The sequence below is a fragment of the Actinocorallia sp. API 0066 genome (assembly GCF_020991275.1).
Taxonomy (GTDB): Bacteria; Actinomycetota; Actinomycetes; order Streptosporangiales; family Streptosporangiaceae; genus Actinocorallia.
The window spans coordinates 645,500-670,879 of sequence record NZ_JAJLQY010000002.1 but is presented as its reverse complement, the minus strand read 5'-3'; the positions used below and the strand labels follow the sequence as shown (position 1 = coordinate 670,879).

Below are 25,380 nucleotides of genomic sequence, written 5' to 3'. Positions count from 1 at the left end.
AGACCCCGTGGACGTGTGGACCTCGGTGCGGTTCCGGGAACGCGCCACCGGACTCGGCGACCACCTCGCCGCCGCAGGCGTCATCAACGACGGCGACCATGCCAGTCGCCTGTGGCGGACGGCGCTGCACGAGGTCCCGCGCCACCTCTTTGTGCCCGACACCGGCTACGCCCAGGCGCAGGGCCGGCACGGCGCCAGCCGACCCATCGACCGCCGCTCGAACACGACGGACTGGTGGAACGCCGTCTACGAGGACGCCTCCATCATCACCCAGCGGAGCGACGGGAACGCCGACGTCACCGACACCACCGCGCCGCCGACCTGCTCGCTGTCGGCGCCCACGGTCGCCGTCCGCTTCCTGTACGCCCTCGGCCTGCGCGACGGCCACCGCGTCCTGGACGTCGGCACCGGCACCGGCTGGACGTCCGCGGTCCTGGCGTGGCGGCTCGGCGACGAAGCCGTCACCACCATCGAGATCGACGACGGGCTCGCCGACACCGCCGCGAGCAACCTCGCCGCAGCCGGGCGCGAGCCGCGCCTTGTCATCGGCGACGGCACCGCCGGGCATCCTGACGGCGGCCCCTATGACCGGATTCACGTCACAGCAGGCGTCCGCGACATCCCTTCTGCCTGGATCGAGCAGACCCGGCCCGGCGGCCTGGTCGTGCTGCCGTGGATGCCGTGGGCCGGAGCCTGGGGCCACCTCCTGGCTCTTGACGTTCTCGGTGATGGAACCGCTGTCGGTCGACTCACCGGCGATGGCGGCTTCATGATGCTGCGGAGCCAGCGGGTCGACGGGATCGAGCGGCAGGGCGCGGCCACCGACACCGTGACCGGGCTTGACCCGCGGCTCGTCGCGCAGGCCGAGCCGGGTGCGCAGCTTGCCATCACCGAGGCCACCGGGCCGCTTGTGCTCGACACCGGCTGGGAGCGTGACGGCGCGGCCTGGCGGCAGCGGGTCTCCGTCGCCAGGCCCGGCGGTGAGGGCTGGGCCGACGTCTACTGGACGCGTGACGCGGAGCGCTTCGACGTCCGGCAGAGCGCCGACGTCCCCCTGTGGTCGTTGGTTGAGGCCGCCTACCTCGGCTGGCTCCGCGCGGGCCGCCCCGGACGCGACAGCTACCGCCTCACCGTCACGCCCCAGGGCCAGCGGCTGCACCGCGCGGGCTGAGAAGGAGCACGTGCCCGACTCCGGAATCCGGGGCCTTCGTTTGATCCTGGGCCTCTGCTCGCCTTGGGTGAACCCGGCCGCGACCGCTTCGGTCGCTCGTGCGGCGTGGGCAGGAGCGCCGGAGGCCAGGGGGAACCCGGGCCGACGGGTTTGCGTCGGCCCGGCGGGGTCAGGGGCGGTTGGTGGACCAGGCGGTCCAGAGGGTGGCGTAGCGGCCGTTTGTGGTGATGAGGTCGGTGTGGGTGCCGGTTTCGACTAGGTGGCCGGAATCCAGGACGAGGATTTGGTCGGCGGTTCGGGCTTGGGAGAGGCGGTGGGCTATGACGAGGGCGGAGCGGCCCTTGGTGATGGTGGCGGTGGCTTGGTCCAGGACGGCGGTGTCGGCGGTGTCGGCTTCGGCGGTGGCCTCGTCCAGGATGACGAGGAGGGGGTCGGCGAGGGCCAGGCGGGCCAGGGCCAGGTGTTGGGCCTGGGCGGGGGTGATGGGGTGGCCGCCGTCGCCTACCTCGGTGTCCAGGCCGTCGGGGAGGAGGTCGACGATGTGGTCGGCGGCTACCTGTTTCAGGGCGGTGCGCACCTGGGCGTCGGAGGCGTCGGGGGCGGCTAGGGTGAGGTTGTCGCGCACCGTCCCGGCGAACACGTGGGTCTCCTGGGTGACGGTGACGATTCGGCGTGGATCGACCCGGCGGACGACGTCGCCCGCCGTGGGTTCGTGAATCCCGGCGATCAGCGCGGCGACGGTGGACTTGCCGGACCCCGTCGCGCCGACCACGGCGAGCACCGTCCCGTGCTCGATCCGGGCGTCGATCGCGGAGAGCACGGGCCGTCCCGCCCGATAAGCGAAATCCACACCCCTCAGCTCGACGGCCGCGCCGTGTTCGCTCGGGCCCGAGGCCGGGTGCTTTACGAGCGTGGCCTTGTTCGGAGTGAGTGGTTCTGGGGGGGTGGTGACGCCGATGATGCGGCTCAGGGAGGCCAGGGCGGACTGGAGTTCGTCGAGGAGGAAGAGGAGTTCGGCGATGGGGGCGACGGTGCGGAGGTAGAGGAGGGCGGCGGCGGTGACTTCGCCGGTGGTGGTCTCGCCCGTCAGGGCCAGGCGGACGCCTATGCCCAGGACGGCTAGTAGGCCCAGGGCCTCGGCGACGTTGAGGTAGCCGAACAGGCGGTTCTGCACGATTCGGGTGCGCATCGCCCACCGGACGGTCAGCCAGGTCGCCGCCTTGATGCGGGCCAGTTGGCGGTGTTCCAGGCGGTGTGCCGTCACCGTCGGGAGCTGGGTGAGGGTGCCCAGGACGTCGTGGCCCCGGGCGGACTCGGCGGCGCGCTCGGCGACGTAGACGGCCGGAGCCGTGCGCAGGTACCACCGGACCGTCAGGCCGTAAAGCGGGATGGTGAGGGAGAAGCCCACCAGGAACCAGGGGTCGAGCACGGCGAGGGCGCCCGCGACCAGGCTCATGGTGAGGATCGAGACGGTGAGCTGCGGCAGCACCTCGGGCAGCGTGCCGGAGACCTGCGCGATGTCGTCGGACGCGCGGGTGACGACGTCGCCGGTCCCGGCCGCCTCGACCGTCGCGCGCGGCAGGTCGAGCGCCGCCCCGACGTAGCTCTCCCGCAGCTCGGCGACGAGCGTCTCAGCGAGCCGGGCCAGCGCCCGCATCGCGACCCAGGCCACCACCCCGGCCGCCACCGAGGTCACGGCGAGCAGCCCGACCTGCCACCAGAACGACCCCGGCACACCCGACCCGTCGGCGGCGATGACGGTGTCGACAAGGCTGCCGATGACGAGTGGGAAGACGAGCGCGAGGCCCGCCTCGACCAGGAACAGCGCGACGATCCCGCCCAGCGCGAGACGGCGTCCGGCGAGCATCCGCCACAGGCGGGCCGCGACCGTGCGGCCGGACGCGACGGGCAGCGTCCGGCGCCCGTCCACGGTGACCTCAGACATCGATCTTCGTTTCCCGTCTGCCGGTGATGACCCGGTCGGCGACCGCCCGGAAGGCGGGCGCCGAGGTCAGCACGAGGGTGGTCCGCCCGGCCCGGCGGGCCCGGACGGCGGTGGCGATCGCCTGCTCGGTGACCGCGTCCACCGAGGTGGTGGGCTCGTCGAGCACCAGCAGTTCGGCGTCGGCGGCGACCGCGCGGGCCAGCGCGATCCGCTGCCGCTGCCCGCCGGAGAGCTGCCATCCGCCGTAGCCGACGGCGGTGTGGTAGCCGTCGGGCAGTTCCTCGGCCGTCAGCGCCGCCACCGCGAGGGCGGTGAGCGCGGCGTCGGCCGGGACGGGCTCGTCGCCGGTCGCGCGCACGTTGTCCAGCACCGTGCCCGGCAGCAGCGCCGGGGTGTGCGGGGCGACGAGCGCCCGTTCGCGCCAGTGTTTTGAGGAGTGTTCGGCGGGGGCGAGCCCGGCGAACGTGATCTCTCCGGCGGACGGCGTGGCCCGGAGCGTCAGGAGGTCGCCGAGCGCGCCTCGGGCGGCGTGCGGCAGGTCGAGCACAACGAACTCGCCGGGATCGACACGTCCGTCGAGAACCAGGCCGTCGGTCAGGGCGAGGTCCCGGAACTCCAGGACCGCCGCCCCGTCGGGAGCGCCCGCCGCCGGGCTGGTCCGCTGACGCGGGCTGGCGAGCAGTTCGAGGACGCGTTCCGCCGACGCCTGCGACATGGCCCAGATCGAGCCCTGCACGGAGATCAGCGCGTCGAGCGGCCCGATCAGCGTGATCGCGATGGACGACACCATGACGACCTGCCCGACGGTGATGTGCCCGCCGAAGGCCAGCAGCGCCGCCCCGATGGTGACGACGGCGGCGAACACGTTGCCGATGGCGGTGCTCGCGCCCTCGAACGCCGCCTCGGTGGAGCGGGCGGCGAGGCTGGCGCGCAGCGCGTCCCGGCTGACCTTCCGGTACCGGTCGGTGGCGGTGGGCTGGGCGTGCAGCCCCTGGATGACGCGGAACCCGGCGACGAGGTCGGCCGCCTCGGCGGCGGCGTCGGCGAGGCCCGCCTGTTCGGACTTGCTGCGCCGCCGCAGCGGATAGGCGGCAAGATGCATCAGCCCCAGCACGAGCGGCAGAACCAGGATGGTCCCGACACCGAGGGCGGGATGCACCCAGAACAGCACACCTGCGGCGGCCAGCAGCCCGATCAGCTCACCGGGTGGATAGACCGAGACGTACACCGACTGGCAAGCCTGGAACGTGTCGGAGGTCGTCAGTGAGAGCAGCCGTCCCGGCGGGTGCGCCGACGCGCCCAGGTCCCGCTCGTCGAGCACCCGTCTCAGGGTGTGTTGGGAGAGTTCGAAGTGCGCGCGCTGCACCCCGTACCACCCGGCCCGGCCGCCGAACCGGAAGCCGACGTTCATCAACGCGTACAGGGCGATGAGCACGGACGTCCAGAGGGCGAGCGGCCCGGCGATCTCCCCGGCGCTCGCGCCGCCCACGGCCGGGGCGACGGCGGTGTCGATGAGCTTGCCGACCGCGACGGGCAGCAGCACGCTCGTGACGTTGAACAGGGTGCGCAGGCTGGCACCTACCAGGACGTACTTCCAGACCGACCCGATGATGGCCCGGGTCAGCTGGGCGGGCGTCCAGGACGGGTCGACGCGCAGCCGTGGTTCGTCGTCGGGAACGGCGGGGGCCTCGAACCTGCCCCAGGCGCGTTCCCCGGTCACGTCAGTTGTCATCGATGTCGGCGTCGTGGTGGTCGAAGCCACCCACGCCGCGTCTCCAGTACCCGTCGACGACGACCTGGTCCTTGGTGAGGCCGACCTCGGTGCGCAGGTGGCGCCGGATCGGTTTGACGGACTCCGTCTCCCCCGCCGCGAACGCGAACAGCGTGCCGGGGTCGGCCGGGGGCCGCCACGCCCGGAGCGCGGTCTCCAGCGCGCTGAGATGTCCCTCGGCGACGGGGGCGGAGTCACGGTGGATCCAACGCAGGTCCAGCTCGGCCGGGCCGGTCAGCTTCTGCTCCTCGCTGGCGTCGGGGATCTCGATCAGTGCGGTGACGTGCGCCTCGGCGGGCGCCTCGGCGATGATCCGCGCGATCGCGGGCAGCGCCGTCTCGTCGCCCAGGGCCAGGTAGCGCGGGTAGTTCTGCGGGAGCCGCCAGTTCGAGCTGGGGCCGTTGACGACGATCGGGTCGCCGGGCGTCGCCTGGCTCGCCCACCGGCTGGCGAAGCCGTGGCCGTGCAGCACGAAGTCCAGCGACAGCTCACGTGCCTCGGGATCCCAGGCCCGGACGGTGTAGTCGCGGTGGATCGCCTCTCCGGTGCCGCCCTCGTTGACCCACCTGCCGTCGGGCTGCTCGCGGGGCGCGACGAGCTCGCCGGTCTCGGGGTTGGGGAAGAACACCCGGACGTGGTCGGGCGAGAACGGCGCGATCGGGAACCCGTCGGCGAGGTCGTCGCCCGCCAGCACGACGCGCCGGTAGCGCGGCGTGATGTCCTCGACCCGCGCCACCCGCAGGTCGCGGCGGACGAGCCGGTCCATGTAGTTGAACTGGAGTTCGCCGGTCCGGTTCGGGCCGGTGAACCTCGGTAGCCTGTCGCGGTTCATCGGGTGCTCTCCTGTCGACGCGGTAGGGGTGATACGTGGTTCGGGTCGGCGTCGTGCGGCTCGACCGGGCGTACCGTCGCGGTGCGCGGGTCGAGCGGGATGACGCTGGGGGTGCCGGTGACGGGGTCGGGCGCGACGAGGGCGCGCAGCCCGAACACGTCCTCGACGAGGTCGGCGGTGATGACGTCGTGCGGCGTGCCGGTGGTGATGATCCGTCCGTCGCGCATGACGATCAGGTGGTCGGCGTAGCGGGCGGCCTGGTTGAGGTCGTGCAGGACACAGACGATGGTCTTGCCCTCGTCGTGGAAGGTGCGGAACAGTTCCATCAGCTCGTACTGGTGGGCGATGTCCAGGAACGTGGTGGGCTCGTCGAGGAGCATGATCGGGGTGTCCTGGGCGAGCAGCATCGCGACCCACACCCGTTGGCGCTGGCCGCCCGAGAGTTCGTCCACCAGCCGTCCCGACAGCTCGGTCAGCCGGGTCGCCGCGAGTGCCGCCGCCACGGCGTCCTCGTCGGACGGGCGCCACTGGTGGATCAGGTTCTGGTACGGGGCGCGGCCTCGGGCCACGAGGTCGGCGACCCGGATGCCGTCCGGGGCGAGTGACGACTGGGGCAGCAGCCCGAGCCGACGCGCGACCTCCTTGGACTTGTAGGAGCTGATCTCCTTGCCGTCGAGCAGCACGGCTCCGGTGCTGGGGGTGAGCACCCGCGCGAGCGCCCGCAGCAGGGTCGACTTGCCGCAGCCGTTCGGGCCGATGATCGCGGTGAACGACCCGTCCGGGATCGCCACGGACAGCCTGTCCGAGATGGTGCGCTTGTCGTAGCCGATGGTGGCGTCCTCGACGACAACACGGGGACGGCCCCCCGCAGGGTCCGCCTTCCCGGATGAGTCGGTCATCTCGCCCTTCGTTCGTTCCGTCGGGCTCATCGGGCGAGCCCGTAGCGTTGTTGGGTTTCGCGGATCAGCAGCCAGATCAGGTAGCCGCCGCCCAGGCACACGGTGATCAGCCCGACCGGCACCGGCCGGTACGCCTGCGCGATGAGCAGCGAGAGCAGGTGCGCGCCGGACAGCAGGGCGGCGCCCATCGCGGCCGAGGCGAGCAGGCTCACGCCGGGCGAGCGGGTCAGGCGGCGCGCGACCTGGGGTGCCGCCAGGGCGATGAAGCTGATCGGCCCGGCGGCGGCGGTGACGACGGCGACCGTCGCGACGCCCGTCACGATCAGCCCGAGCCGGGCGGCTCCCGGCCGCGTGCCGAGCGTGACGGCGGCGTCGTCACCGAGCTCCAGGCGGCGCATCGCGGGCGCGAGCAGGACCGCCGAGACGACGATGGCCGCGGCGATCACGAGGGCCGGGATCATCGGGGCCCAGGTGACGCGGGCGATGGAGCCCGCACCCCAGTACCCCACGGAGAGCGCGTCGTCCAGTTCGGCGCGGGAGACGAGGTAGGTGTTCACCGACGCGAGCATCGCCGCGACGCCGATGCCCACGATGATCATGCGGAAGCCCTGGATGCCGCGCCGGTAGGACAGGACGTAGACGACGAACGCCGTCCCCATCCCGCCGATGAGCGCCGCCGACGCCATGTACCAGTAGCTCCGCGTGTCAATCACCAGGATGGTGACGACAACGGCGGTGTACGCGCCCGCGTCGAACCCGATCACGTCGGGCGCGCCGAGCGGGTTGCGGGTCAGCGACTGGAAGATGGCGCCGCCGATGCCGAGCAGCGCGCCGAAGACGACGGCGGCGATGGCGATCGGCAGCCGCCACCCGGCGACGATGGTCCACTCGAAGCCCCGCTCGCCGCCGAACAGCGTCGCGAACACCTGCTGGAGGGTCAGCGGGTAGTCGCCGTGGGTCAGCGCGACGGCGGCGAGCCCGACGGCGACCAGGAACAGAACGGCTGAGACCGTCAGAAGCCGGACGCTCGCCCGGCCGGAGAACAGACGGTTCCGTACCGTGCGGGAGCGGTATCCGAAGGCGATGCTGCTCTTGTTCACAGGCCGCTCGCCGTCCTCCGCCGCACCAGCGCGATCAGCACCGGCGCCCCGACCACCGCGGTCACGATGCCCACCTCGATCTCTCCGGGCCGGACGATCACCCGTCCGATGACGTCGGCGGCGAGCACCAGGGCGGGTGCGGCCAGGGCCGAGTACAGGATGATCCACCGCTGGTCAGGCCCGGTGAACCAGCGGACGATGTGCGGCACCATCAGCCCGACGAACCCGATGCCGCCGGTCAACGCGGTCGCGCCACCGGCCAGCAGGGTGACCGCGAGAATCCCCAGGACCCGGGTGCGGCCGACCTTCGTGCCCAGGGACGCCGCCAGGTCGTCGCCCAGCGCGATGGAGTTCAACGGCCCGGCGAGCAGGACCGCGATCAGCAGACCGAGCAGGAGGAACGGCAGGACGGCGACCGTCTCGTCCAGGCCGATGCCCGCGATCGCGCCGATCTTCCAACTGCGCAGCGCCCGGAACGTCTCCTCGTCGATCAGCGTCAGGAACGTGGAGAACCCGTTGAGCATCACGGTCAGCGCCACTCCCGCCAGCACGAGCACCGCGGGTGAGGCCGCCGCGCGCCCGGCCGAGCCGATCAGGTAGACGAGGACCATCGCCGCCGCCCCGCCGACAAAGGCGAACCACAGGTAGCCGTGGATGCTGGTCAGGCCGAAGAACCCGACGCCGATCGTGACGGCGAACCCGGCGCCCGCGTTGACGCCCAGGATCTCGGTGTCGGCGAGCGGGTTGCGGGTCAGCGCCTGCAGGAGCGCGCCCGACACCCCGAACGCCGCGCCGACGAGCACACCGAGCAGGGTGCGCGGCATCCGGACCGTCCACACGATGTGCGACGCCTCCGAGCCGTCCCGGCTCCACAGCACCTCCCACGCCCGGACGGGCGGCAGCGGGTTCGCGCCGAAGGAGACGCTGAGCAGCCCGGTGATCCCGAGCGCGGCCAGGATGACCAGCAGGCCCGCCGCACGACGTCCGTACAGCGACGGGACGGCCACGGGCGCGCCCTTCACGAGCGGCTGGGGTGGGGAGGTGGGCGGCACTGCCTTCTCTTCCGATGACGTTCAGGGTGCCGGGGCCAGGACCGTCGCGGCCCCGGCCCCGGCACCTCCTGCGATCCTGGTCAGGACAGCTTGGCCCCGGCCAGCCACTGCTCGGTGACGACCTTGACGGCCCAGGGCAGGCTGACCGAGCTGGCACCGGCCCGCAGCACCCAGACGGCGTTGTCGACCTGCTGCCCGGCGGTGTTCACGAGCTTGGTCGGCTCGTCCTTCACCAGGGTGAGCGGGACGTACCGGCCGTCGGCGACCGCCTTGATGGACTTGAAGAGCGGCTTGGCCTCGCGGGCCTTGCGGACCTCGTCGCTGACGTAGGTGACGACCAGGATGTCGGCGTCCAGGAGGCCCAGGTTCTCGTCGGAGACGACGTCCTCGTCCACGAACCTCTTCGCGTTCGGGTTCGCGGCGAAGCCCAGCTTCAGCATCACGTCCTCGGTGAAGGTGTCGGCCACCGTGTAGTAGGACAGGCCGTACTGGGGGCCGTAGTCGTTCGCGATGGTGATGGTCTTGCCGGCGAACTCCGGGTGCGCCTTGGCGGCGTCGGTGAGGGCCTGCTCGGCGGCCGTGACCAGCTTCTCGGCGGCGGCGCTGAGGTCCAGGGGCTGGCCGACCAGACGCTGGAGGTCCTGCCAGGAGACGCCGTCCTCCTCCTTGGTGTCGAGCACCGGGGCGATGTCGGCGAGCTTCTTGAAGTCGGGCTTGCCCTCCAGCGCGCCGACGGCGACGATCAGGTCGGGCTTCGCCGCGGCGATGCCCTCGAAGTTGATCGGGTCGCGCCGGGTGGCGGTGTCGACCTTCTCGACCTTCCCCAGCCAGGCCGTGTCGCGCCAGGGGGCGGCGGGCTCGTCGGTGAGCGTGTAGACCGGTGTCACGTTGAGCCCCTGGAGCGCGTCCGCGTTGGGGTTCAGGCCGATGACGGCGATCCGCTCGGGGCGCTGCTGGAGGGTCGTCTCGCCCGCCCAGGTCGTCAGCGTCAGCGGGTACTGCGTGGTGCCCTCGGCGGCCGGGAGCAGGCCGACGGGCGCGCTGGCCGCCGGGTCGGGCTTGGCGCCGTCGTCGGTCGAGGCGCAGCCGGTGAGCGCCAGGAGCGTCGTCAGCACGATGGCGGGGGTCAGGCGCCAGCGCGTGCCGCGGCGGAGTGTGGAGCTGATCATGGGTCCCTCTCGGTTATTCCGGCAACGCCGTCTGGGGGTACGGATGCGGCGTGCGCCCGGCATAAGGTTAGGCGAACCTAACTTTGAGCAGTGCACCGTTTCCGACAGACGTCATGCAGAATGCGACAGAACCGACACGAGGTGGGGAGCATGTCTCAGCGCACGTACGGCGACGCGCCCTGGCGCATCTGGATGCCCGCCGTCACCATCCCCGAGCAGCACGAAGAGCACCTGCACGTGCTGCTGTGGCAGGTCTGCGGCGACACCGACCTCGTCGTCGACGGCGGCGGCCGCACGCTGACGGCCGGGCACGCGCTGTGGATCCCGGTCGGCGTGCGACACGAGTTCACGGTCCAGACCAACTCGGTGACGATGCCGCTGTTCTTCGAGGCCGCCGACACCGCCACCACGCTGACCGAACCCACCCTCGTCACCGTCGACCGGGACCTCCAGACGCTCATGCTGGCGTATACGGTGTCGTGGAACACGATCATCAAACCGACGCCGAACCTGGCCCGGCAGATCCTCGCCCTCATCGAGGAGAGCCCGGTGCTGTCGGCGGTGCTGCCGATGCCGTCCAGCGAACCGGCGCGGACCATCGCCGAGGCGCTGCGGTTCAACCCCGGCGACATCCGTGGTGTGGACAAACTCGCCGAATCGGTGCACACGTCCGTCCGTACCGTGGAGCGGACGTTCCTCGCCGAAACCGGCATGACGCTGCGGCAGTGGCGCATCCGCAACCGGATGGAGGCGGCCGCGATCCTGCTGCGCTCGAACGCGGCGCCCGACGCCGTCGCGCACCGGGTCGGCTACACGAACGCGAACGCCTTCCGCCGCGTCTTCAAGAGCCACTTCGGCATCTCCCCGACCGAATACCTCGACCGCTACCGCGCCCAGCCCTGACCCTCCGGGGCCCGCTTCGCGAGGTCGGCGACGAGCTGGCGCAGCGAGTCGGCGCCGAGCTTGGCGATCTCGGTGGCGGGGCGCTCCCGGTAGCCGGGGTTGAAGATCTCCAGTGACAGCGGCCCGCGATAACCGGAGGCGACCGCCGCCGCGACCGGCGCGAGGACGTCGAACTCGCCCTCGCCGGGGAAGCACCGGTGGTTGCGGCTCCACTGGATGACCTCCATCTCCAGCCAGGGCGCGTCGGCCACCTGGAAGAACGCGACGGCGTCACGCGGCAGCCCCGCCAGCACCGACACGTCCTCCCCCGCCGCGTACAGGTGGAACGTGTCCACCACCAGGACGACGTTCGGATGGTCCGCGTACCGGACCGTCTCCCACGCGTCGGCGACCCGGCTGATGTGGGTGCCCCAGGCGAGCGCCTCGAACATCACCGTCATCCCGTACTCCGCCGCCGCGTCCCCCAGCGCGGCGAGCTGGCTCGCCGACAGGTCACGGCTGGCGTCGGCGTCCGCGTCGGTGTTGGACACCACAAGGATCGACTCGGCGCCGAGCCCGCGCATCACTTCCAACTCGCCCCGGAAGCGGGCCAGCACCTCCCGGAACTCGTCCCCGGAAACCCCTTCCGCCCGCCGGAACGGCTGGTACAGCTCGATGGCGAGCCCCAGGTCGGCGCAACGACTCGCGCACTCCTCCGGCGACATCCCGGACTTCCTCAGGTCTTCATCCAGCAGTTCCAGCCCGTCGAACCCCGCCGCCCCGATCGCCCCGATCTTCTCGATGAGACTTCCGCCGATCGACACCGTCGCGATGCACAACTTCATCGTTCCCCAGCCTCACTAGTCGCTAAAGGGCAGCCCGAACACCCGCCGACGGCCACGCTCACCCGCCACCGACGATCTCCACCGGGCACGCGGGGTTAGGTTACCCTAACCTAACTAGCCCCGAACAGACCCGCCCTCAACGAACCCCATCACCGCCACCACACCACCCCCGGCGAGCCTCCCCACCTCGGAACACCAAGATGAGGTCGCCCAAAAGCACGACCCCCCGCTACCCGTCCACCGCGCCGCCAGAACGCCGAAGCCCGCCCTGACCGCCACGCGTCGGTGGCGGATCAGAGCGGGCTGTCGAAGAGGGCGTTCGCCGCGCGGCTCCCCGCCGGGTCAGGCCAGCCGCTTCAGCAGTTCGTCGGCGATCAGGGCGGACGACATCGGGTTCTGGCCGGTGACCAGGGTGCCGTCGACAACAACGTTCGGCGTCCAGGGGGCGGCGACCGACACGTCGGCGCCGATCTCGCGGAGCCTGTCCTCCAGCAGCCAGACCGCCCTGTCGGCGAGCCCGGCCTGGCGCTCCTCCTCGTTGGAGAACGCGGTGATCCGTCGGCCCCGGAACGCCGAGGTGCCGTCCTCCAGCGTGGCGGCCAGCAGCGCGGCGGGCGCGTGGCACACCACGGCGAGCGGCTTACCGGAGTTCAGCGCCGCCACGAGGAGCCGACCCGAGGTGGCGTCCACCGCCAGGTCCTCCATCGGGCCGTGCCCGCCGGGGTAGAACACCGCGTCGTAGTCGGCAAGGTCGACCTCGTCCAGCTTCAGCGGCGACTCCAGCCCGGCGATCCCGGCCAGCTCCGGCGCGACGTCCTCGCCGCCGTTGGCGTCGGGCGCCAGGCTGCCCTGGTCGACGACCGGTGTGACGCCGCCGGGCGTGGCGAACTCGACCTCGTGCCCCGCACCGGTCAACGCCCGGTACGGCGTCAACAGCTCCTCCGCCCAGTAGCCCGTCGGGTGCCGTGTCCCGTCGTTCAACGTCCAGTAGGTGGCCCCGGTCACCACAAAAAGCACCTTCGACATGCGAACCCCCCTCTGTTGTCAGCGACGAACCGACATTCAGCCGCCGAGGTCCTCAACGTAGGCGCCCTCACCTACCCCACAAAATAGGCTCCCCAATACGACCGATAAGAATCCCGATGGCTCACCCGACCCGCGATCCCGCCGAGCACGGCCGGGTTCGGGCTTTGGAGGCGGCCGGGGGGTGGCCGTCTGTTGACACCCGGGTGAAGAGGGGGAAGGGAGCGGATATGTTTGCTACTACTAGTGTAGTAGCAACTGCGCGCGGCGGGGGGACCGCCGGGTGCGGGCCCGCCGTGGACGGAACCACGGCGCGCGGACCCGAGGAGGACAGCTCGTGGCAGTCACCGGAATCATCTCCGCGCTGGTCATCGGCGTGATCATCGGAGCGCTCGGGCGGTTGGTGGTGCCCGGCAAGCAGTCCATCCCGATCTGGCTCACGATGGTGATCGGCGTTGTCGCCGCGCTCGTCGGCACGGCCTTCGCCAGTGTCCTCGGCGTCGCCGACACGCGGGGCGTCGACTGGATCGAGTTGGCGCTCCAGGTGGGGCTCGCGGCCGTCGGCGTCACCGCGGCGGCCAAGACCTACCGGCGCGGTTGAGCCGCGACCACCCGAACGAAGGAGAGACGCATGACCATCACGCTCACCAAGGACGACGGCGCGGCCGACCTCACCGGCATCACGCACCTCGCCGTCGGGGTCTCCTGGGATCCGTCCGCCGGGTCCAGCGGAGGGTTCATCGGCCGGGCCCGCCGCAAGAAGGGCGTCGACCTCGACCTGGTCGCCGTGCTCATCCACGGCTCGGACCCCGTACGGTTCGCCGGCCTGGACTCCCTGGACCCGCTCGGCAACGGCTCGGTGAAGCACTCGGGCGACGAGCAGACGGGCGCCGCCGAAGGCGACGACGAGACCGTCCACGTCACCTTCGCGGACGTCCCCGCCCAGATCACCTCCATCGTCTTCATCGCCGCCGCCTTCAAACGCGGCAGCTCCTTCGACAAGGCCAACAACGTCTCCTTCAAGGTCTACGACGCCACCGGCGGCTCCTCCACCCAGGTAGCCGACATCTGGCCGTCCCTCCTCGGCACCGACAACGCCAACGCCATCTGCCGCGCCTTCCGCAACGGCGACTCCTGGCAACTGGAAGTCCTCAACCGCACCGGCAAAATCAAACAGGGCGACCGCCCCGCCCTCATCCGCTACGCCATCCAGTAGCCCCACCCTCCCCCTCGTCGGCGCTGAAGCGGACGGTTGTCGGTGTTCCGGATGGGCTGGCGGAACCAACAAAGGGGCGCCGGGACGCAACCCGGCTCTGGCAGGGTTCCGTCCCGGGCGGGGGTTGGTCAGGGGGTGGTGGGGGTGAGGTGGACGAGCATCTTGCCGGTGTTGGCGCCGCGCATCATGGACAGGAAGGCTTCGACGGCGTTGTCGATGCCGTCGACTACGGTCTCCGCGGTGCGTAGTGATCCGTCGCGTAGCCAGGCGGTGGTCTGTTCGACGTGGTCCGCGGCCAGGTCGAAGTGGTCCATGACGTTCATGCCGCGCAGCGAGAGGCGCTTGCCGATCGCGAGCGGCAGGTTGCTCGGGCCGGGTGGGAGTTCGGTGCTGTTGTAGACGGAGATCGCGCCGCACAGGGCGACGCGTCCGTGGAGCTTCATCAGGCCGAGCGCCGCCTGGAGGTGGTCGCCGCCGACGTTGTCGAAGTACACGTCGATGCCGTCGGGGGCCGCCTTGGCGAGCTGGTCGGCCAGGTCGCCCTCCCGGTAGTCGAGCCCCACGTCGAACCCGAAGTCCTCGACCAGGCGCCGGGCCTTCTCCGGGCCCCCGGCCGAGCCGATGACCCAGGAGGCGCCCAGGCGCTTGGCGATCTGGCCCGCGACGGATCCGACGGACCCCGCGGCGCCGGAGACGAAGACGACGTCACCCTCCTTGACCGGGGCGATCTCCTTGAGTCCGGCGTAGGCGGTGAGTCCGGTGACGCCGAGCACCCCGAGATGCGCCTGGACGGGGGCGACTTCGGGGTCGAGCACCTGGACGGAGGCGGCGGGCAACAGGGCGTACTCGCGCCAGCCGAGGAAGTGGGAGACGACCGTCCCGACGGGCACCCCGTCGGCGCCGGAACCGACCACGGTGCCGACCGCGCTGCCCGTCATGGCCTCGCCGAGTCCGAACGGCGGGAAGTAGGACTCGGCGGCGTCCATCCGGCCGCGCATGTACGGGTCGACCGACAGCCAGTCGTTACGGACGAGGATCTGGTCCGGCCCCGGGTCGGGCACCGTCGTGGTGGTCAGGGCGAAGTCGGCGTGGTCCGGTTCGCCGTTCGGACGGAAGGCAAGGTGCCATTCACGGCTGGTCACGGGCATCGGAGGTCTCCTGGTCAGGGGTCGGGGACAGGACGAACACGGGAAGTTCCCGGTCGGTCCTGGCGCGGTACTCGGGGAAGTGCGGCCATGCCGCGTCGGCCGTCTTCCACAGCTCGGCCTTCTCGGCGCCGGACACCTCGCGGGCCCGGAACGCCCGCGAGGTCGCGCCGTCGCGTACCTCGACGAGCGGATGGGCGAGCAGGTTGTAGTACCAGACGGGATGGTCGGGCGCGCCGCCGTAGGAGGCGACGGCGAGGTAGCCGCCGTTGTACTCGATCCTCATCAGCGGTGTTTTGCGGAGCTTCCCGGTCTTGGCGCCGCGGTGGCTGAGGATGATGACCGGTCTGTCCTCCAGCGTGCCGCCCTCGCGGCCGTCGGTCGCCTCGTACCGCGCGACCTGGTCGCGGATCCGCCGGAACGGGCTGGGCTCGTAGTCTCCGTGCGACGTCATGGCGTCAGAGGGTGAAGCCGTGGAGGGTGCCGCCGGTCGCGTCGATGGTCTGGCCGGTGATCCAGCGCGCGTCGGGCGAGGCGAGGAAGGCCACGACGTCGGCGATGTCGGCGGGGGCCCCGATCCGGCCGAACGCCGACAGGGCGGCGGCCCGCTCCCGGAGCTGCGGGTCGGCCAGCCATGAGGCGATGTCGGTGTCGATGACGCCGGGCTCGACCGCGTTGACGGTGATGCCGCGCCGCCCGAGTTCCAGGGCGAGGGTGTGGGTCAGGGTGTTGAGCGCGCCCTTGGTCATCGAGTAGGCGATGGTCACTGGCAGCGCCATCCGGGCCGTCGCGGAGGAGATGTTGATGATCCGGCCGCCGTCGCGGAGCCTGAACAGGCCGTGCTGGAGGATGAAGAACGGCGCCCTGACGTTGACGGCGAAAGCCTCGTCGAACTCCTTGTCGGTGGTGTCGCCGATGGGCGCGTAGGTGATGACACCGGCGTTGTTGACCACGATGTCCACGCCGCGGGTGCCGGTGAACTCCACGACGCCCTCGTCGAACGCCGCCCAGAGCGCCTCGGCGTCGCCCGGCTCGCCGAGCCTGGTGCGGACGAGGAACGCGGTGCCGCCCGCGTTCCTGATCGCGGCCAGTGTCTCGTCGGCGGCGGCCTGGTTGCTCCCGTAGTGGACGGCGACCAGCGCCCCGTCGGCGGCCAGCCGCTCGGCGATCCCCCGGCCGATGCCGCGGCTACCGCCGGTGACCAGCGCCGTCTTGCCTTCGAGCGTTCCCATCCCTGCTCCCTTTTTCGAACGATCGCTACAGAATTTGAACCGTAGCACGTTTTCTAGCGATCGATATAGAATTCGTGGATGAGCACGACGCGACGGGGACGCCCCAGGGGATACGACCGCGCCGCCGCCCTGGAACAGGCCCTTGTCCTGTTCTGGGACCGCGGCTACGAGGCGACCTCCATCGCGGAGCTGACCGCCGCGATGGGCATGGGCGCCCCCAGCCTCTACGCGGCCTTCGGCAGCAAACGGCAGCTGTTCGACGAGGTCGTACGGTCCTACGGCCGGACGTATCACGCGTTCATGGCCAGGGCGCTGGTGGAGGAACCGACCCTCAGACGCGGCGTGGAACGCCTGCTGCGCGAGGCCGCCTCCGAGTACACCCGCCCCGACCGTCCCCCCGGCTGCCTGGTGATCAGCGCCGCCGTCAACTGCAGCTCCCCCGACGTCGAACAGGCCCTCCGCACCCTGCGCGCCTCCGACGTCAAAGCCTTCGAACACCTCATCAAGTCCGCGACCAGCGCCGGAGAACTCCCCTCCGACACCGACCCCCACTCCCTCGCCCTCTTCACCAGCGTGACCCTCCAGGGCATGGCCCAACAGGCCCGCGACGGCGCCACCCGCACCGAACTGGAAGCCGTCGCCGCCCTGGCCCTCACATCCTGGCCCTGGACCTGATGCTCGGACGTTCGGCGCGTGTCCGGTAGGCGGGGTGGGGTCGGGTGCGCGATGATCCGCTGGTCCGGGCGGCCGTCCGGGCGGGGGATCGGGGGACGGGTATGGGCAGGGTTCAGGGGCGGGTCGCGATCGTGACCGGGGGGGCTCGGGGTATGGGGGCGTGTCATGCGCGGGTGCTGGCGGGTGAGGGGGCCCGGGTGGTGCTGACCGACGTGGACGGGGCGGGGGCGGAGGTCGCGGCGGGGATCGGGAAGGGGGCGGTGTTCGTTCGGCATGACGTGCGGTCGGCTGATGACTGGGCGCGGGTTGTCGCTACGGCCGAGGAGACGTTCGGGGCGGTGGACATCCTGGTGAACAACGCGGGGACGGCGGTCCATGAGCCGATCGAGAGGATGAGTGAGGAGCGGTTCCGGGGGGAGTGGGAGGTGAACACGCTTGGGGTGTTCCTCGGTATGAAGGCCGTCGCCGGGGCGATGGCGCGCGGCGGGCGCGGCTCGATCGTCAACATCTGTTCGATCTCGTCGCTGGTCGGCGAGGCCGGTGCCGTCGGCTACACCGCGTCGAAGTTCGCCGCTTACGGGATGACGAGGGTCGCGGCCAAGGAGTTCGGCCCCAAGGGCATCCGGGTGAACTCGGTGCATCCGGGGCCGATCGACACGGCGATGCTGCACGACGCGCCGGGGAGCGAGGAAGCCGTCCTGATGATGAAGCGGATGTCGCCGCTCGGCCGGATCGGCGCGCCGGAGGAGGTCAGCGCCGTGGTGCTGTTCCTCGCCTCGGACGAGGCCAGGTTCGTCACGGGCGCGGGGTACGTCGTGGACGGCGGCCTGCTCGCCTGAACGGCAGGCCGCCGCGTTCCTACCGGTCGAGCAGCCGCGCCGCGTCCTGGGCGCGCAGGACGCCGCACAGGTCGCGCAGCGCGGCGCCGGTGCGGGCGATGTCGGCGTCGGTGAGCCGGATCGACGGCTCAAAGCGCAGGGTGTGCACGGCGCTGGCCGTCGGGAAGACGCGGATCGCGTGGGCGCGCAGAAGGTACCCGGAGGCGAAGTAGCCGAACATGTCGGCGCGCGCGCGGATCTCCGGCGCGGCCGACGCCGACTGGTCGTGGAACTCGAGCCCGGCCATCAGCCCTCTGCCCCGGACGTCCCTGACGACGTCCGGGTAGGCGGCCTGGACGGCGCGGAGTTCCGTCATCAGCGCCGCGCCCCGCGCGGCCGCGAGGCGGTAGGCGGCGCCGCCGTCCGCCTCAAGGAGGTCGATGACCTTTCCCGCGATCCGGGTGGAGAACCCGTCCTTGGCGTAGGTCGAGCTGTGGATCAGGTCGAAGTCGCGGCGGTAGCGGGAGGCGCGCACAAGGGTCACCGCGGCCTTGGCCACACCGCCGCCGAGGCTCTTGGCGAGGGTGTAGTAGTCGCCCCGGAGGCCGATCGCCGCGCTGGCGAAGAAGGACCCGCACCTGCCCATGCCGGACTGGACCTCGTCGACGACGATCGGGCAGCCGACCGACGCGCAGACGCGCTGGACGGTCCGCGCGGTCTCCTCGCTGAGCGCCCTGATGCCCGCCTCCCCCTGGACGGGTTCCAGGACGAACGCGCAGAAAACCGGCACCTCGCGCTCGACGACCCGGACGACTCCGGCGTCGACGGCGAAGTCGACCACCGTCCTGCGCTCGCCCTCCACGATCCGTGCGAGCTCGTCGGGACGGTCCGCCGGAACGAACAGGCACCGCGCGGCGAGCGAGCCGAAGGGCAGCCGGAAGGCCGGGTTGTGGGTCAGTTGCACGCTCCCGACGAGCTTGCCGTGGAAGGAGCCCTCCAGGGCCAGCAGGACGGGAGGCGCGGCCAGCCGCTCGGTCTCGGCCCGCGCGGCGGCGTCCAGGAGGGCTTCCGCGCCGTCGACGCCGAGCGCCGCGCGGGCGTCGTCCGCCAGGACCGCGCCGCCCTCCGCCAGCGCCGTCCTGGCCTTCGCCCGGTTCGCCCGCAGCGTCTCGCGCAGTTCGGCGAGCCGCGTCACCCTGTCGAGTTCGGCGTGTTTGAGGGCGACCTCGTTGGCCTCCGCGCCGCTGTTGGCGAAGACCGCGAAGTAGGGTTCGGCCTCCCCGAACTCACGTTCCAGGACGCGGTTGAGTCGCCGTGCCACGGCGTCGGCGTAGGGGTGGAGCGAGAACTGGGCGTACACCGGCAGCCGGGCGTCCAGCAGGGACCTGGCGTAAGCGACGACGTCGGGGTCGTGGTGGCCGAGGATCGTCGCGCCGAAGGCCCCGACGAGGTCGAGCACCGCTTTCTCCTCGCCCCGCCCGTCGCGGTAGTAGAGGGTGTCGCCCTCAGCCCGGACGTATTCGACGGCCAGGCCGAGCACGGCCAGGGTCTCGGCCATGTGCGGTTCGGCGAGGTCGGTTCGGGCCGGGTCGGTCCCGGCCGTGATGACGGCGGATGACATGGTGGTGGCTCCTTCGCGCTGCGGTTCACAGGCTCTGCTCGATGAACGCAAAAAGTTCGTCGTCGCTCGCCGCGTCCAGGTCGGCGGGTCCGGCGGTCTCCGGCGCGGGGGTGCGGGGCACGCCCAGACGGTCGAGGAACGCGTGCAGGCGGTCGGCGACCAGGCGGCGTTCCGCCTCGTCGGCGGGCGGCTCGGCGAGCGCGTCCGCCAGCGCGCCGAGCGCGGCGAGCCGGGTGCGGGCGGCCAGCCGGGCCCGCAGGTGCGCGGCGACGGCGGCCGGTGTCGGATGGTCGAACACCAGCGTCTCGACAAGATCCACACCGGTCGCCTCGCTGAGGCGTTCCTGGAGTTCCAGCGCGGTGATCGAGTCGATCCCGGCACTCTCGAACGACTGTTCGACCCCGATCGGCTCGGTTCCGTCCCGGCCGAGGACCGCGGTCGCCTCCGCGCGCACCAGGTCGAGGAGGTCGCCGGGCCGGACGGGCGCGGCACCGGTCGGCACGGACTTCGGCCGACGCGGCGGGACCAGCTCCCCGAACACCGCCTGCGACCGGCCCGCGTCGGCCTGCCCGCGCAGGACGGGCAGGTCGAGCGCGATCGGCAGGAGCACCGCGTGATCACGCGCGCCCTGGCCGAGCGCGGAGTCCAGCAGCCGCAGGCAGTCCGCCCCGGCGACCGGGCGCAGGCCCGTGCGGGAGAGGCGATCCAGCTCGGCCTTCCCGAGCCGCCCGCCCATGCCGCCCTCGACGTCCCAGAGACCCCAGGCCAGGGACGTCGCGGGCAGGCCCCGCGCGCGGCGGGCGTGCGCGATCCCGTCGAGGAAGGCGTTCGCCGCCGCGTAGTTGGCCTGCCCCGCGGTGCCCAGCACGCCCGCGACCGAGGAGAAGAGGACAAAGGCGTCGAGGCGCAGACCTCGGGTGAGTTCGTCCAGCCACATCGCGGCGTCGGCCTTCGCCCGGAAGACCCGGTCGACGCGGTCCGCGTCCATCGCGCCAACGGCAGCGTCGTCCAGGACACCCGCCGTGTGGATCACCGCGGTCAGCGGCGCGTCGTGCGGGACGCGGTCGAGCAGCGCCCGCGCCTGGTCCCGGACGCCGACGTCGCAGGCGGCGAGGTCCACCCGCGCGCCGAGCGCCCGCAGCTCCGCCCGCAGCTCCGCCGCGCCCGGCGCCGCCTCGCCCCGGCGGGACGCCAGCAGCACGCTACGCACCCCGTGCGCCACCACGACGTGCCGGGCCACCAGCCCGCCCAACGCGCCGGTGCCCCCGGTGATGAGGACCGTGCCGCCGGGGTCGAGACGTCCCGGCGCCTCCGCGAGCCCGGCCCGGCGGAGCCGGGGCGCCCAGACCGCACCGCTGCGCACGGCTGTCTCTGGTTCTTCGGCCGACGCCGCGACGGCGAGGGACGCCTCGGTGTACTCGTCAAGATCAACAAGTGCGAACCGGCCGGGGTGCTCCCGCTGCGCCGCCCGCACCGCCCCCCAAACCGCAGACCCGACGGGGTCCACGGACTCGCCGTCGGCGACGGCCACCGCGCCCCGAGTGGCCACCACGAGCCGCCGTCCCCGGCCCCCGGGCTCCGCCAGGAACGCCCTGAGCACGTCGAGCACCCGGTTGACCGCCGCCCGCGCCAGAACCGGAGGCGCTCCCGACGAAGTCGGGTCCGGCGACGCGCCGCCGTCTTCCGGCAGCAGCACGGGGACTGCCCCAGCGGCGACCGCCGCGAGATCTTGCGCCCGCGTCACGGTGGCCGTCCGGGGCCCGGCGCCGGGCGTTCCGACGCGCGTCCAGGCCACGTGGAACAGCGCCGGGGCGTCGCCCTCGGCCGGAGGTCCGGCGGAACCCTGGGAGTTCCACCAGTACCGACTCCGCTGGAAGGGGTAGGTCGGCAGCGGCACCGTCCGGCCCCTGCCGCGCAGCGTCGGCGTGAAGTCGGCCTTCGCGCCCAGGACGAACGCCTCCGCCAGCGCGCTGACGAAGGCTCCGCCGTCCCCTCCCCCACACCCGGCGGCTTCCGTCCCGGCAAGGGACTCCCGCACGGCCGACGCCTCCGGGCCCGTGCCGATCTCGACGAACACGCCGAATCCGCGCGCGGCCAGCGTCCGGGCGGCGTCCCCGAGTGCCGCCGGAGCGCCGAACCGGTGTCCGCCGCCGCGCACCCGGTCGCCCGTCGCGCGGTACCAGGGCACCTCGGGATCGCGCACCGCAACCGCCTCCCCCACCGGCTCGCCGTCACCGGGTGCGGGGTGCGGCACCGGCGACCGGGCGGCGACGAGGCGGGCGGCGTCGGCCAGGGAGAGCGCGCCGGAGACGCAGGCCGCCGCGATCTCCCCCGTTCCGGTGCCCATGACGGCGTCCGGCCGCACGCCGTGGGAACGCCAGAGCGCGGCGAGGGAGAGCATCACGGCGAAGTCCCTCGGCCCGGCGTTCTCCGGGCCGTCCCACCCGGAACCGGGCAGGTGGGGGGCCAGGGCGGCGCGGCATTCGGCCAGGCGGGCGGCGAACGCCGGTTCGGCCGACCACGACGGGTCGGACGGCCACGGCGCGGCGCGATCCGCGAAGACAAAGACGGTACGGCCGGGCCCGCCTTCCGCCGGGCCGACCACGGACGCGGCGTCCCGGCCCTCGGCGAGCGCGCGCAGGCCGTCGAGGGCCTGGTCGCGGTCTGCCGCCACGACCACCGCGCGGTGTTCCCACACCGTTCTCGCCGTCGCGGATCTGGCGAGGTCGGCGAGCCCGACGCCCGCGTCCAGGGCCGCCGCGAACCGCCCGGCCTGCTCGGCGAGGGCACGGGCCGACCGGGCCGACACGACCACCGGCACCGGCCCGTCCGCCTCCTCCGGTTCCGGCGGCGCCGTCTCCGCCGGTGCCTGTTCGAGGATCACGTGCGCGTTGGTGCCGCTGATCCCGAAGGACGACACGGCGGCGCGCCGGGGCCGCCCGCGCTCAGGCCAGGCGACCCGCTCGGTCAGCAGGGCGACCGAGCCCGACGACCAGTCGACCTTCCCGGACGGGCGGTCGACGTGCAGCGTGCGGGGCAGGACACCGTGGCGCAGCGCAAGCGCCATCTTCGCCACCCCAGCCACCCCTGCCGCCGCCTGGGTGTGGCCGACGTTCGACTTCAGCGACCCGAGGAACAGCGGCTCACTCCGCTCCCGCCCGTAGCAGGCGAGCAGCGCTTCGGCCTCGATCGGGTCGCCGAGGACGGTGCCGGTGCCGTGCGCCTCGACCGCGTCGACGTCGGCGGGCGACAGGCCCGCGTCGGCCAGCGCGCGGCGGATCACCCGCTGCTGGGCGGTGCCGTTCGGGGCGGTGAGCCCGTTCGACGCACCGTCCTGGTTGACGGCCGAGCCCCGGACGAGCGCCAGCACGTCGTGCCCGGCCCGGCGGGCGTCCGCCAGGCGTTCCAGGACCAGCACGCCGACGCCCTCCCCCCAGGCGGTGCCGTCGGCCGCGTCGGCGAAGGACTTGCACCGTCCGTCCGGGGCAAGCCCGCGTTGCCGCGAGAACTCCACAAAGCCCTCGGGGCCCGCCATCACCGTGGCGCCCCCGGCCAGCGCCATCGTGCACTCGCCCGCCCGCAGCGCCCGGACGGCGAGGTGCAGCCCGACCAGCGACGACGAGCACGCGGTGTCGACGACCAAGGCCGGGCCGCATAGCCCGAGCACGTAAGCGAGCCGCCCGGCCGCCATGCTCGTAAGCCCGCCGGTCGTGCGGTAGCCGTCCAGGTCCACGCGGGCCGGGAGGCGTTCGGTGTACCCGTTGGCGAACAGGCCGAGGAAGACGCCCACGTCGAGCCCGCGCAGCGAGACCGGGTCGATCCCCGCGTGCTCCAGCGCCTCCCACGAGGTCTCCAGCAGCAGGCGCTGCTGCGGGTCCATCGCCAGCGCCTCGCGCGGCGCGATCTGGAAGAACTCGGCGTCGAACAGCGCGGCTTCGCGCAGGAAGCCGCCGTGCCGGGTGGCCGAGCCGCCGGGCGAGCCGGGGTCGCGCAGGGCCGCCAGGTCCCAGCCCCGGTCCGCCGGGAACTCCGAGATCGCGTCGCCGCCGCGCGCCAGCAACTCCCACAGCGCCTGCGGGCCGCTCACCCCGCCCGGCAGCCGCACGCCGATCCCCACGATCGCGATCGGCTCGGCGAACGCGCCGACGGCCGGATCACGGCGGTCGGACCGACCCCGGAGCCGCGACCGGAGGTGCTCGGTGACGGCGGCGGGAGTGGGGTGGTCGAAGACGAGGGACGCGGGCAGCGCGATCCCCGTCGCCTCGGCCAGCCGGTCGCGGAGGTCGACGGCGGCGAGCGAGTCCACACCGAGGTCGGCGAACGCGGCACCGGCGCGCAGCCCCGGCGGCGTGTGCCCCAGCGCGGCGGCGGTCGCCTCCTCCACGAGGTCTTCGAGCCGTCGTCCCGCGACGTCGGGGGACGGCGGTGGCCCGGCGGGCAGCAGGGCCCGCAGCGCCGCGAGGTCGATCTTGCCCGTGGCGTTGCGCGGCAGCGCGCCGACCAGGTGCAGGCGCACCGGCAGCTTGTAGGCGGCGAGCCGGGGGGCGAGATGGGCGCGGACGCCGTCGAGCGTGGGCCGCGCGCCTTCGGCCGGGACCGCGACGACGACGACGGCCTCACCCCGCGTCTCGTGCGGAACCCCCGCGACCGCCGCCTCCACGATGCCGGGGCACCCGGCCAGGGCCCGCTCGACCTCGGCCGGGTAGACGTTCTCGCCGCCGGTGATGACCATGTTCTTCAGGCGGTCGACGAGGTACAGGTGGCCGTCGGCGTCGAGTTCGCCGATGTCCCCGCTGTGGAACCAGCCGTCGGCGAACGCGGCCGCGTCGGCGTCGGGGGCCCGCCAGTACCCAGCGGTGACGTTCGGGCCGCGCACACAGACCTCGCCGCGCGCCCCCGGCTCGGTGACCGGCGCGCGGGTCTCCGGGTCGACCAGCCGGATCCGGGTGAACGGCATGGGGAGGCCCGCCGATCCGGACTTGCGCTGGTCGGCCGGGAGGAGCGTCGCGAACGGCGCGGTCTCGGTGAGCCCCCACGCCTGCCGGAGCAGGACGCCGCGCGCCGCGTACTCCTCGATCAGCGCGGGCGGCACCGGCGCGCCCGCCACCACCGCGACGCGCAGCCCGGACAGGTCGGCGTCGGCGAAACCCGGCGTCCTGGCCACCGCCGCGTACACCGACGGCACCCCGAGGAGCGTGCCGACCCGGTGCTCGACCAGGTCCGCGAGGATCACGTCGGGGTCGAACGCCCGGCGCAACACGGTCGTCCCGCCGTGGGCGAGGGCGCGCAGAGTGAAGGAGTTCAGCGCGCCGATGTGGAACAGCGGGGTGACGGCGAGGTTGACCTCGCGGCCGGTCGTGCCGGTGGCCCAGCCGACGTTCACGCCGTTCCACCAGAGGTTCCCGTGGGTGAGCCGGACGCCCTTGGCCCGCCCGGTCGTGCCGGAGGTGTACAGCAGGACGGCCAGGTCGTCGGCCTTGCACGCGACGGGTTCCGGGCGGTCGGCCTCGGCCAGCGCGGCGCGCAGCGGCGTCCAGGAAAACTCCGAGGGGACGCCGGAATCCACCGGGCCCGCCATGGGGTCGTCGTCGACGAGCAGCAGTCGCCGGTGCCCCGACGCGTGGACCGCCTCCACCTCGGCGACGTGCTCGGGCTCCACCACGAGGGTGTGCGGGTCGCAGTCGGTGAGGACCTCCCCGAGCTCGTCCGGCCGCAGCAGGGGGTTCACCGGGACAAAGACCGCGCCGAGCCACGCGCAGGCCAGGTGGGTCGTGAGGAGGGTCGGGCTGTTGCGCCCGAGGTAGGCGACGCGGCAGCCCCCGGCCGCGCCTCCGGCGGCGAGCACCCCGGCGAGGCGCCCCGCCCGGTCCGCGAGGGCCGGGTAGCCGATCTCGGCGCCTTCGTACCGCAGCGCGGGACCGGCGCAGGACCGGCCCGCCTGCCCGAGCACCGCGGTCACCGGGCTGAGATCCACACGCATCGTC

At 72.7% G+C, this 25,380-nt stretch carries 20 protein-coding genes; 6 read left to right on the top strand and 14 right to left on the bottom strand.

Annotation, left to right across the window (positions count from 1 at the left end; translation table 11 throughout):
- Positions 1-7: 7 nt before the first annotated feature.
- A complete protein-coding gene (locus LO762_RS07815) occupies positions 8-1,171 on the top strand; it encodes a methyltransferase domain-containing protein (protein ID WP_230613548.1) in 1,164 nt (387 codons plus the stop codon).
- A 169-nt stretch (positions 1,172-1,340) separates the two neighbouring features.
- Here the strand turns inward: LO762_RS07815 and LO762_RS07810 are convergent, their stop codons facing one another.
- The 7 genes from LO762_RS07810 to LO762_RS07780 all read right to left on the bottom strand — a co-directional run bounded on the left by LO762_RS07810 (position 1,341) and on the right by LO762_RS07780 (position 9,939).
- Entirely contained in the window at positions 1,341-3,116 is a 1,776-nt protein-coding gene (locus LO762_RS07810; protein WP_230613546.1) for an ABC transporter ATP-binding protein, read from the bottom strand.
- Complete coding sequence (locus LO762_RS07805; protein ID WP_230613545.1) at positions 3,109-4,848, bottom strand: ABC transporter ATP-binding protein; 1,740 nt, start codon at positions 4,846-4,848, stop codon at positions 3,109-3,111. Before LO762_RS07805 ends, LO762_RS07810 begins: the two co-directional genes overlap by 8 nt.
- Positions 4,838-5,719 (bottom strand): siderophore-interacting protein, encoded by an 882-nt coding sequence (locus LO762_RS07800; protein ID WP_230613544.1) that lies wholly within the window; start codon positions 5,717-5,719, stop codon positions 4,838-4,840. Before LO762_RS07800 ends, LO762_RS07805 begins: the two co-directional genes overlap by 11 nt.
- The gene (locus tag LO762_RS07795; protein WP_230613543.1) at positions 5,716-6,618 is read right to left on the bottom strand and encodes an ABC transporter ATP-binding protein; all 903 of its coding nucleotides are present in this window, start codon (positions 6,616-6,618) and stop codon (positions 5,716-5,718) included. Before LO762_RS07795 ends, LO762_RS07800 begins: the two co-directional genes overlap by 4 nt.
- Before the next feature lie 26 nt (positions 6,619-6,644).
- Entirely contained in the window at positions 6,645-7,718 is a 1,074-nt protein-coding gene (locus LO762_RS07790; RefSeq protein WP_230613541.1) for an iron chelate uptake ABC transporter family permease subunit, read from the bottom strand.
- The gene (locus LO762_RS07785) at positions 7,715-8,770 is read right to left on the bottom strand and encodes an iron ABC transporter permease (protein WP_230613539.1); all 1,056 of its coding nucleotides are present in this window, start codon (positions 8,768-8,770) and stop codon (positions 7,715-7,717) included. The genes LO762_RS07790 and LO762_RS07785 overlap by 4 nt, the downstream gene beginning before the upstream one ends.
- An 80-nt stretch (positions 8,771-8,850) precedes the next feature.
- Positions 8,851-9,939, bottom strand: a complete 1,089-nt coding sequence (locus tag LO762_RS07780; protein WP_230613537.1) for an ABC transporter substrate-binding protein — start codon at positions 9,937-9,939, stop codon at positions 8,851-8,853.
- A 150-nt stretch (positions 9,940-10,089) separates the two neighbouring features.
- Here LO762_RS07780 and LO762_RS07775 point away from each other — a divergent pair, with 150 nt between their 5' ends.
- Positions 10,090-10,842, top strand: a complete 753-nt coding sequence (locus LO762_RS07775) for an AraC family transcriptional regulator (RefSeq protein ID WP_230613535.1) — start codon at positions 10,090-10,092, stop codon at positions 10,840-10,842.
- Here the strand turns inward: LO762_RS07775 and LO762_RS07770 are convergent.
- Together LO762_RS07770 and LO762_RS07765 are read right to left on the bottom strand one after the other, a co-directional pair.
- Positions 10,824-11,666, bottom strand: coding sequence for a sugar phosphate isomerase/epimerase (locus tag LO762_RS07770; protein WP_230613533.1), 843 nt, complete (start codon positions 11,664-11,666; stop codon positions 10,824-10,826). The genes LO762_RS07775 and LO762_RS07770 overlap by 19 nt on opposite strands.
- A gap of 342 nt (positions 11,667-12,008) precedes the next feature.
- Complete coding sequence (locus LO762_RS07765; RefSeq protein WP_230613531.1) at positions 12,009-12,692, bottom strand: type 1 glutamine amidotransferase domain-containing protein; 684 nt, start codon at positions 12,690-12,692, stop codon at positions 12,009-12,011.
- A 334-nt stretch (positions 12,693-13,026) separates the two neighbouring features.
- On the opposite strand from LO762_RS07765, the gene LO762_RS07760 reads away from it, so the two are divergent.
- Both LO762_RS07760 and LO762_RS07755 read left to right on the top strand, forming a co-directional pair.
- On the top strand, positions 13,027-13,290 hold the full coding sequence (locus LO762_RS07760) for a GlsB/YeaQ/YmgE family stress response membrane protein (RefSeq protein ID WP_230613530.1): 264 nt from the start codon (positions 13,027-13,029) through the stop codon (positions 13,288-13,290).
- 30 nt (positions 13,291-13,320) lie between these two features.
- Positions 13,321-13,905, top strand: a complete 585-nt coding sequence (locus LO762_RS07755; protein WP_230613529.1) for a TerD family protein — start codon at positions 13,321-13,323, stop codon at positions 13,903-13,905.
- 128 nt (positions 13,906-14,033) lie between these two features.
- Here LO762_RS07755 and LO762_RS07750 read toward each other — a convergent pair whose 3' ends face one another.
- Genes LO762_RS07750 through LO762_RS07740 form a run of 3 tightly spaced genes read right to left on the bottom strand, consistent with a single transcriptional unit; the run spans position 14,034 to position 16,282 of the window.
- Positions 14,034-15,053 carry an NADP-dependent oxidoreductase gene (locus LO762_RS07750; RefSeq protein WP_230613527.1) on the bottom strand — a complete coding sequence of 340 codons (1,020 nt, stop codon included), beginning with the start codon at positions 15,051-15,053 and terminating at the stop codon, positions 14,034-14,036.
- On the bottom strand, positions 15,034-15,504 hold the full coding sequence (locus LO762_RS07745; protein ID WP_230613526.1) for a nitroreductase family deazaflavin-dependent oxidoreductase: 471 nt from the start codon (positions 15,502-15,504) through the stop codon (positions 15,034-15,036). The genes LO762_RS07750 and LO762_RS07745 overlap by 20 nt, the downstream gene beginning before the upstream one ends.
- 4 nt (positions 15,505-15,508) lie before the next feature.
- Complete coding sequence (locus tag LO762_RS07740; RefSeq protein WP_230613524.1) at positions 15,509-16,282, bottom strand: SDR family oxidoreductase; 774 nt, start codon at positions 16,280-16,282, stop codon at positions 15,509-15,511.
- 78 nt (positions 16,283-16,360) lie between these two features.
- Here LO762_RS07740 and LO762_RS07735 point away from each other — a divergent pair, with 78 nt between their 5' ends.
- Positions 16,361-16,957, top strand: a complete 597-nt coding sequence (locus tag LO762_RS07735) for a TetR/AcrR family transcriptional regulator (RefSeq protein ID WP_230613522.1) — start codon at positions 16,361-16,363, stop codon at positions 16,955-16,957.
- A gap of 101 nt (positions 16,958-17,058) precedes the next feature.
- Positions 17,059-17,796 carry an SDR family NAD(P)-dependent oxidoreductase gene (locus tag LO762_RS07730; RefSeq protein ID WP_230613619.1) on the top strand — a complete coding sequence of 246 codons (738 nt, stop codon included), beginning with the start codon at positions 17,059-17,061 and terminating at the stop codon, positions 17,794-17,796.
- A gap of 19 nt (positions 17,797-17,815) precedes the next feature.
- Here LO762_RS07730 and LO762_RS07725 read toward each other — a convergent pair whose 3' ends face one another.
- Together LO762_RS07725 and LO762_RS07720 are read right to left on the bottom strand one after the other, a co-directional pair.
- Positions 17,816-19,396, bottom strand: a complete 1,581-nt coding sequence (locus LO762_RS07725; protein ID WP_230613520.1) for an aspartate aminotransferase family protein — start codon at positions 19,394-19,396, stop codon at positions 17,816-17,818.
- Between the two features lie 25 nt (positions 19,397-19,421).
- Positions 19,422-25,376, bottom strand: a complete 5,955-nt coding sequence (locus tag LO762_RS07720; protein ID WP_230613519.1) for a type I polyketide synthase — start codon at positions 25,374-25,376, stop codon at positions 19,422-19,424.
- Positions 25,377-25,380: the final 4 nt, after the last annotated feature.

Bases quoted from the DNA above. Each gene is read 5' to 3' on its own strand.
- LO762_RS07780 (WP_230613537.1), bottom strand. From the start codon at position 9,939: ATGATCAGCTCCACACTCCGCCGCGGCACGCGCTGGCGCCTGACCCCC.
- LO762_RS07775 (WP_230613535.1), top strand. From the start codon at position 10,090: ATGTCTCAGCGCACGTACGGCGACGCGCCCTGGCGCATCTGGATGCCC.
- LO762_RS07725 (WP_230613520.1), bottom strand. From the start codon at position 19,396: ATGTCATCCGCCGTCATCACGGCCGGGACCGACCCGGCCCGAACCGAC.
- LO762_RS07755 (WP_230613529.1), top strand. From the start codon at position 13,321: ATGACCATCACGCTCACCAAGGACGACGGCGCGGCCGACCTCACCGGC.
- LO762_RS07730 (WP_230613619.1), top strand. From the start codon at position 17,059: ATGGGCAGGGTTCAGGGGCGGGTCGCGATCGTGACCGGGGGGGCTCGG.
- LO762_RS07800 (WP_230613544.1), bottom strand. From the start codon at position 5,719: ATGAACCGCGACAGGCTACCGAGGTTCACCGGCCCGAACCGGACCGGC.
- LO762_RS07795 (WP_230613543.1), bottom strand. From the start codon at position 6,618: ATGACCGACTCATCCGGGAAGGCGGACCCTGCGGGGGGCCGTCCCCGT.
- LO762_RS07745 (WP_230613526.1), bottom strand. From the start codon at position 15,504: ATGACGTCGCACGGAGACTACGAGCCCAGCCCGTTCCGGCGGATCCGC.
- LO762_RS07805 (WP_230613545.1), bottom strand. From the start codon at position 4,848: ATGACAACTGACGTGACCGGGGAACGCGCCTGGGGCAGGTTCGAGGCC.
- LO762_RS07750 (WP_230613527.1), bottom strand. From the start codon at position 15,053: ATGCCCGTGACCAGCCGTGAATGGCACCTTGCCTTCCGTCCGAACGGC.
- LO762_RS07810 (WP_230613546.1), bottom strand. From the start codon at position 3,116: ATGTCTGAGGTCACCGTGGACGGGCGCCGGACGCTGCCCGTCGCGTCC.
- LO762_RS07770 (WP_230613533.1), bottom strand. From the start codon at position 11,666: ATGAAGTTGTGCATCGCGACGGTGTCGATCGGCGGAAGTCTCATCGAG.
- LO762_RS07740 (WP_230613524.1), bottom strand. From the start codon at position 16,282: ATGGGAACGCTCGAAGGCAAGACGGCGCTGGTCACCGGCGGTAGCCGC.
- LO762_RS07720 (WP_230613519.1), bottom strand. From the start codon at position 25,376: ATGCGTGTGGATCTCAGCCCGGTGACCGCGGTGCTCGGGCAGGCGGGC.
- LO762_RS07765 (WP_230613531.1), bottom strand. From the start codon at position 12,692: ATGTCGAAGGTGCTTTTTGTGGTGACCGGGGCCACCTACTGGACGTTG.
- LO762_RS07735 (WP_230613522.1), top strand. From the start codon at position 16,361: ATGAGCACGACGCGACGGGGACGCCCCAGGGGATACGACCGCGCCGCC.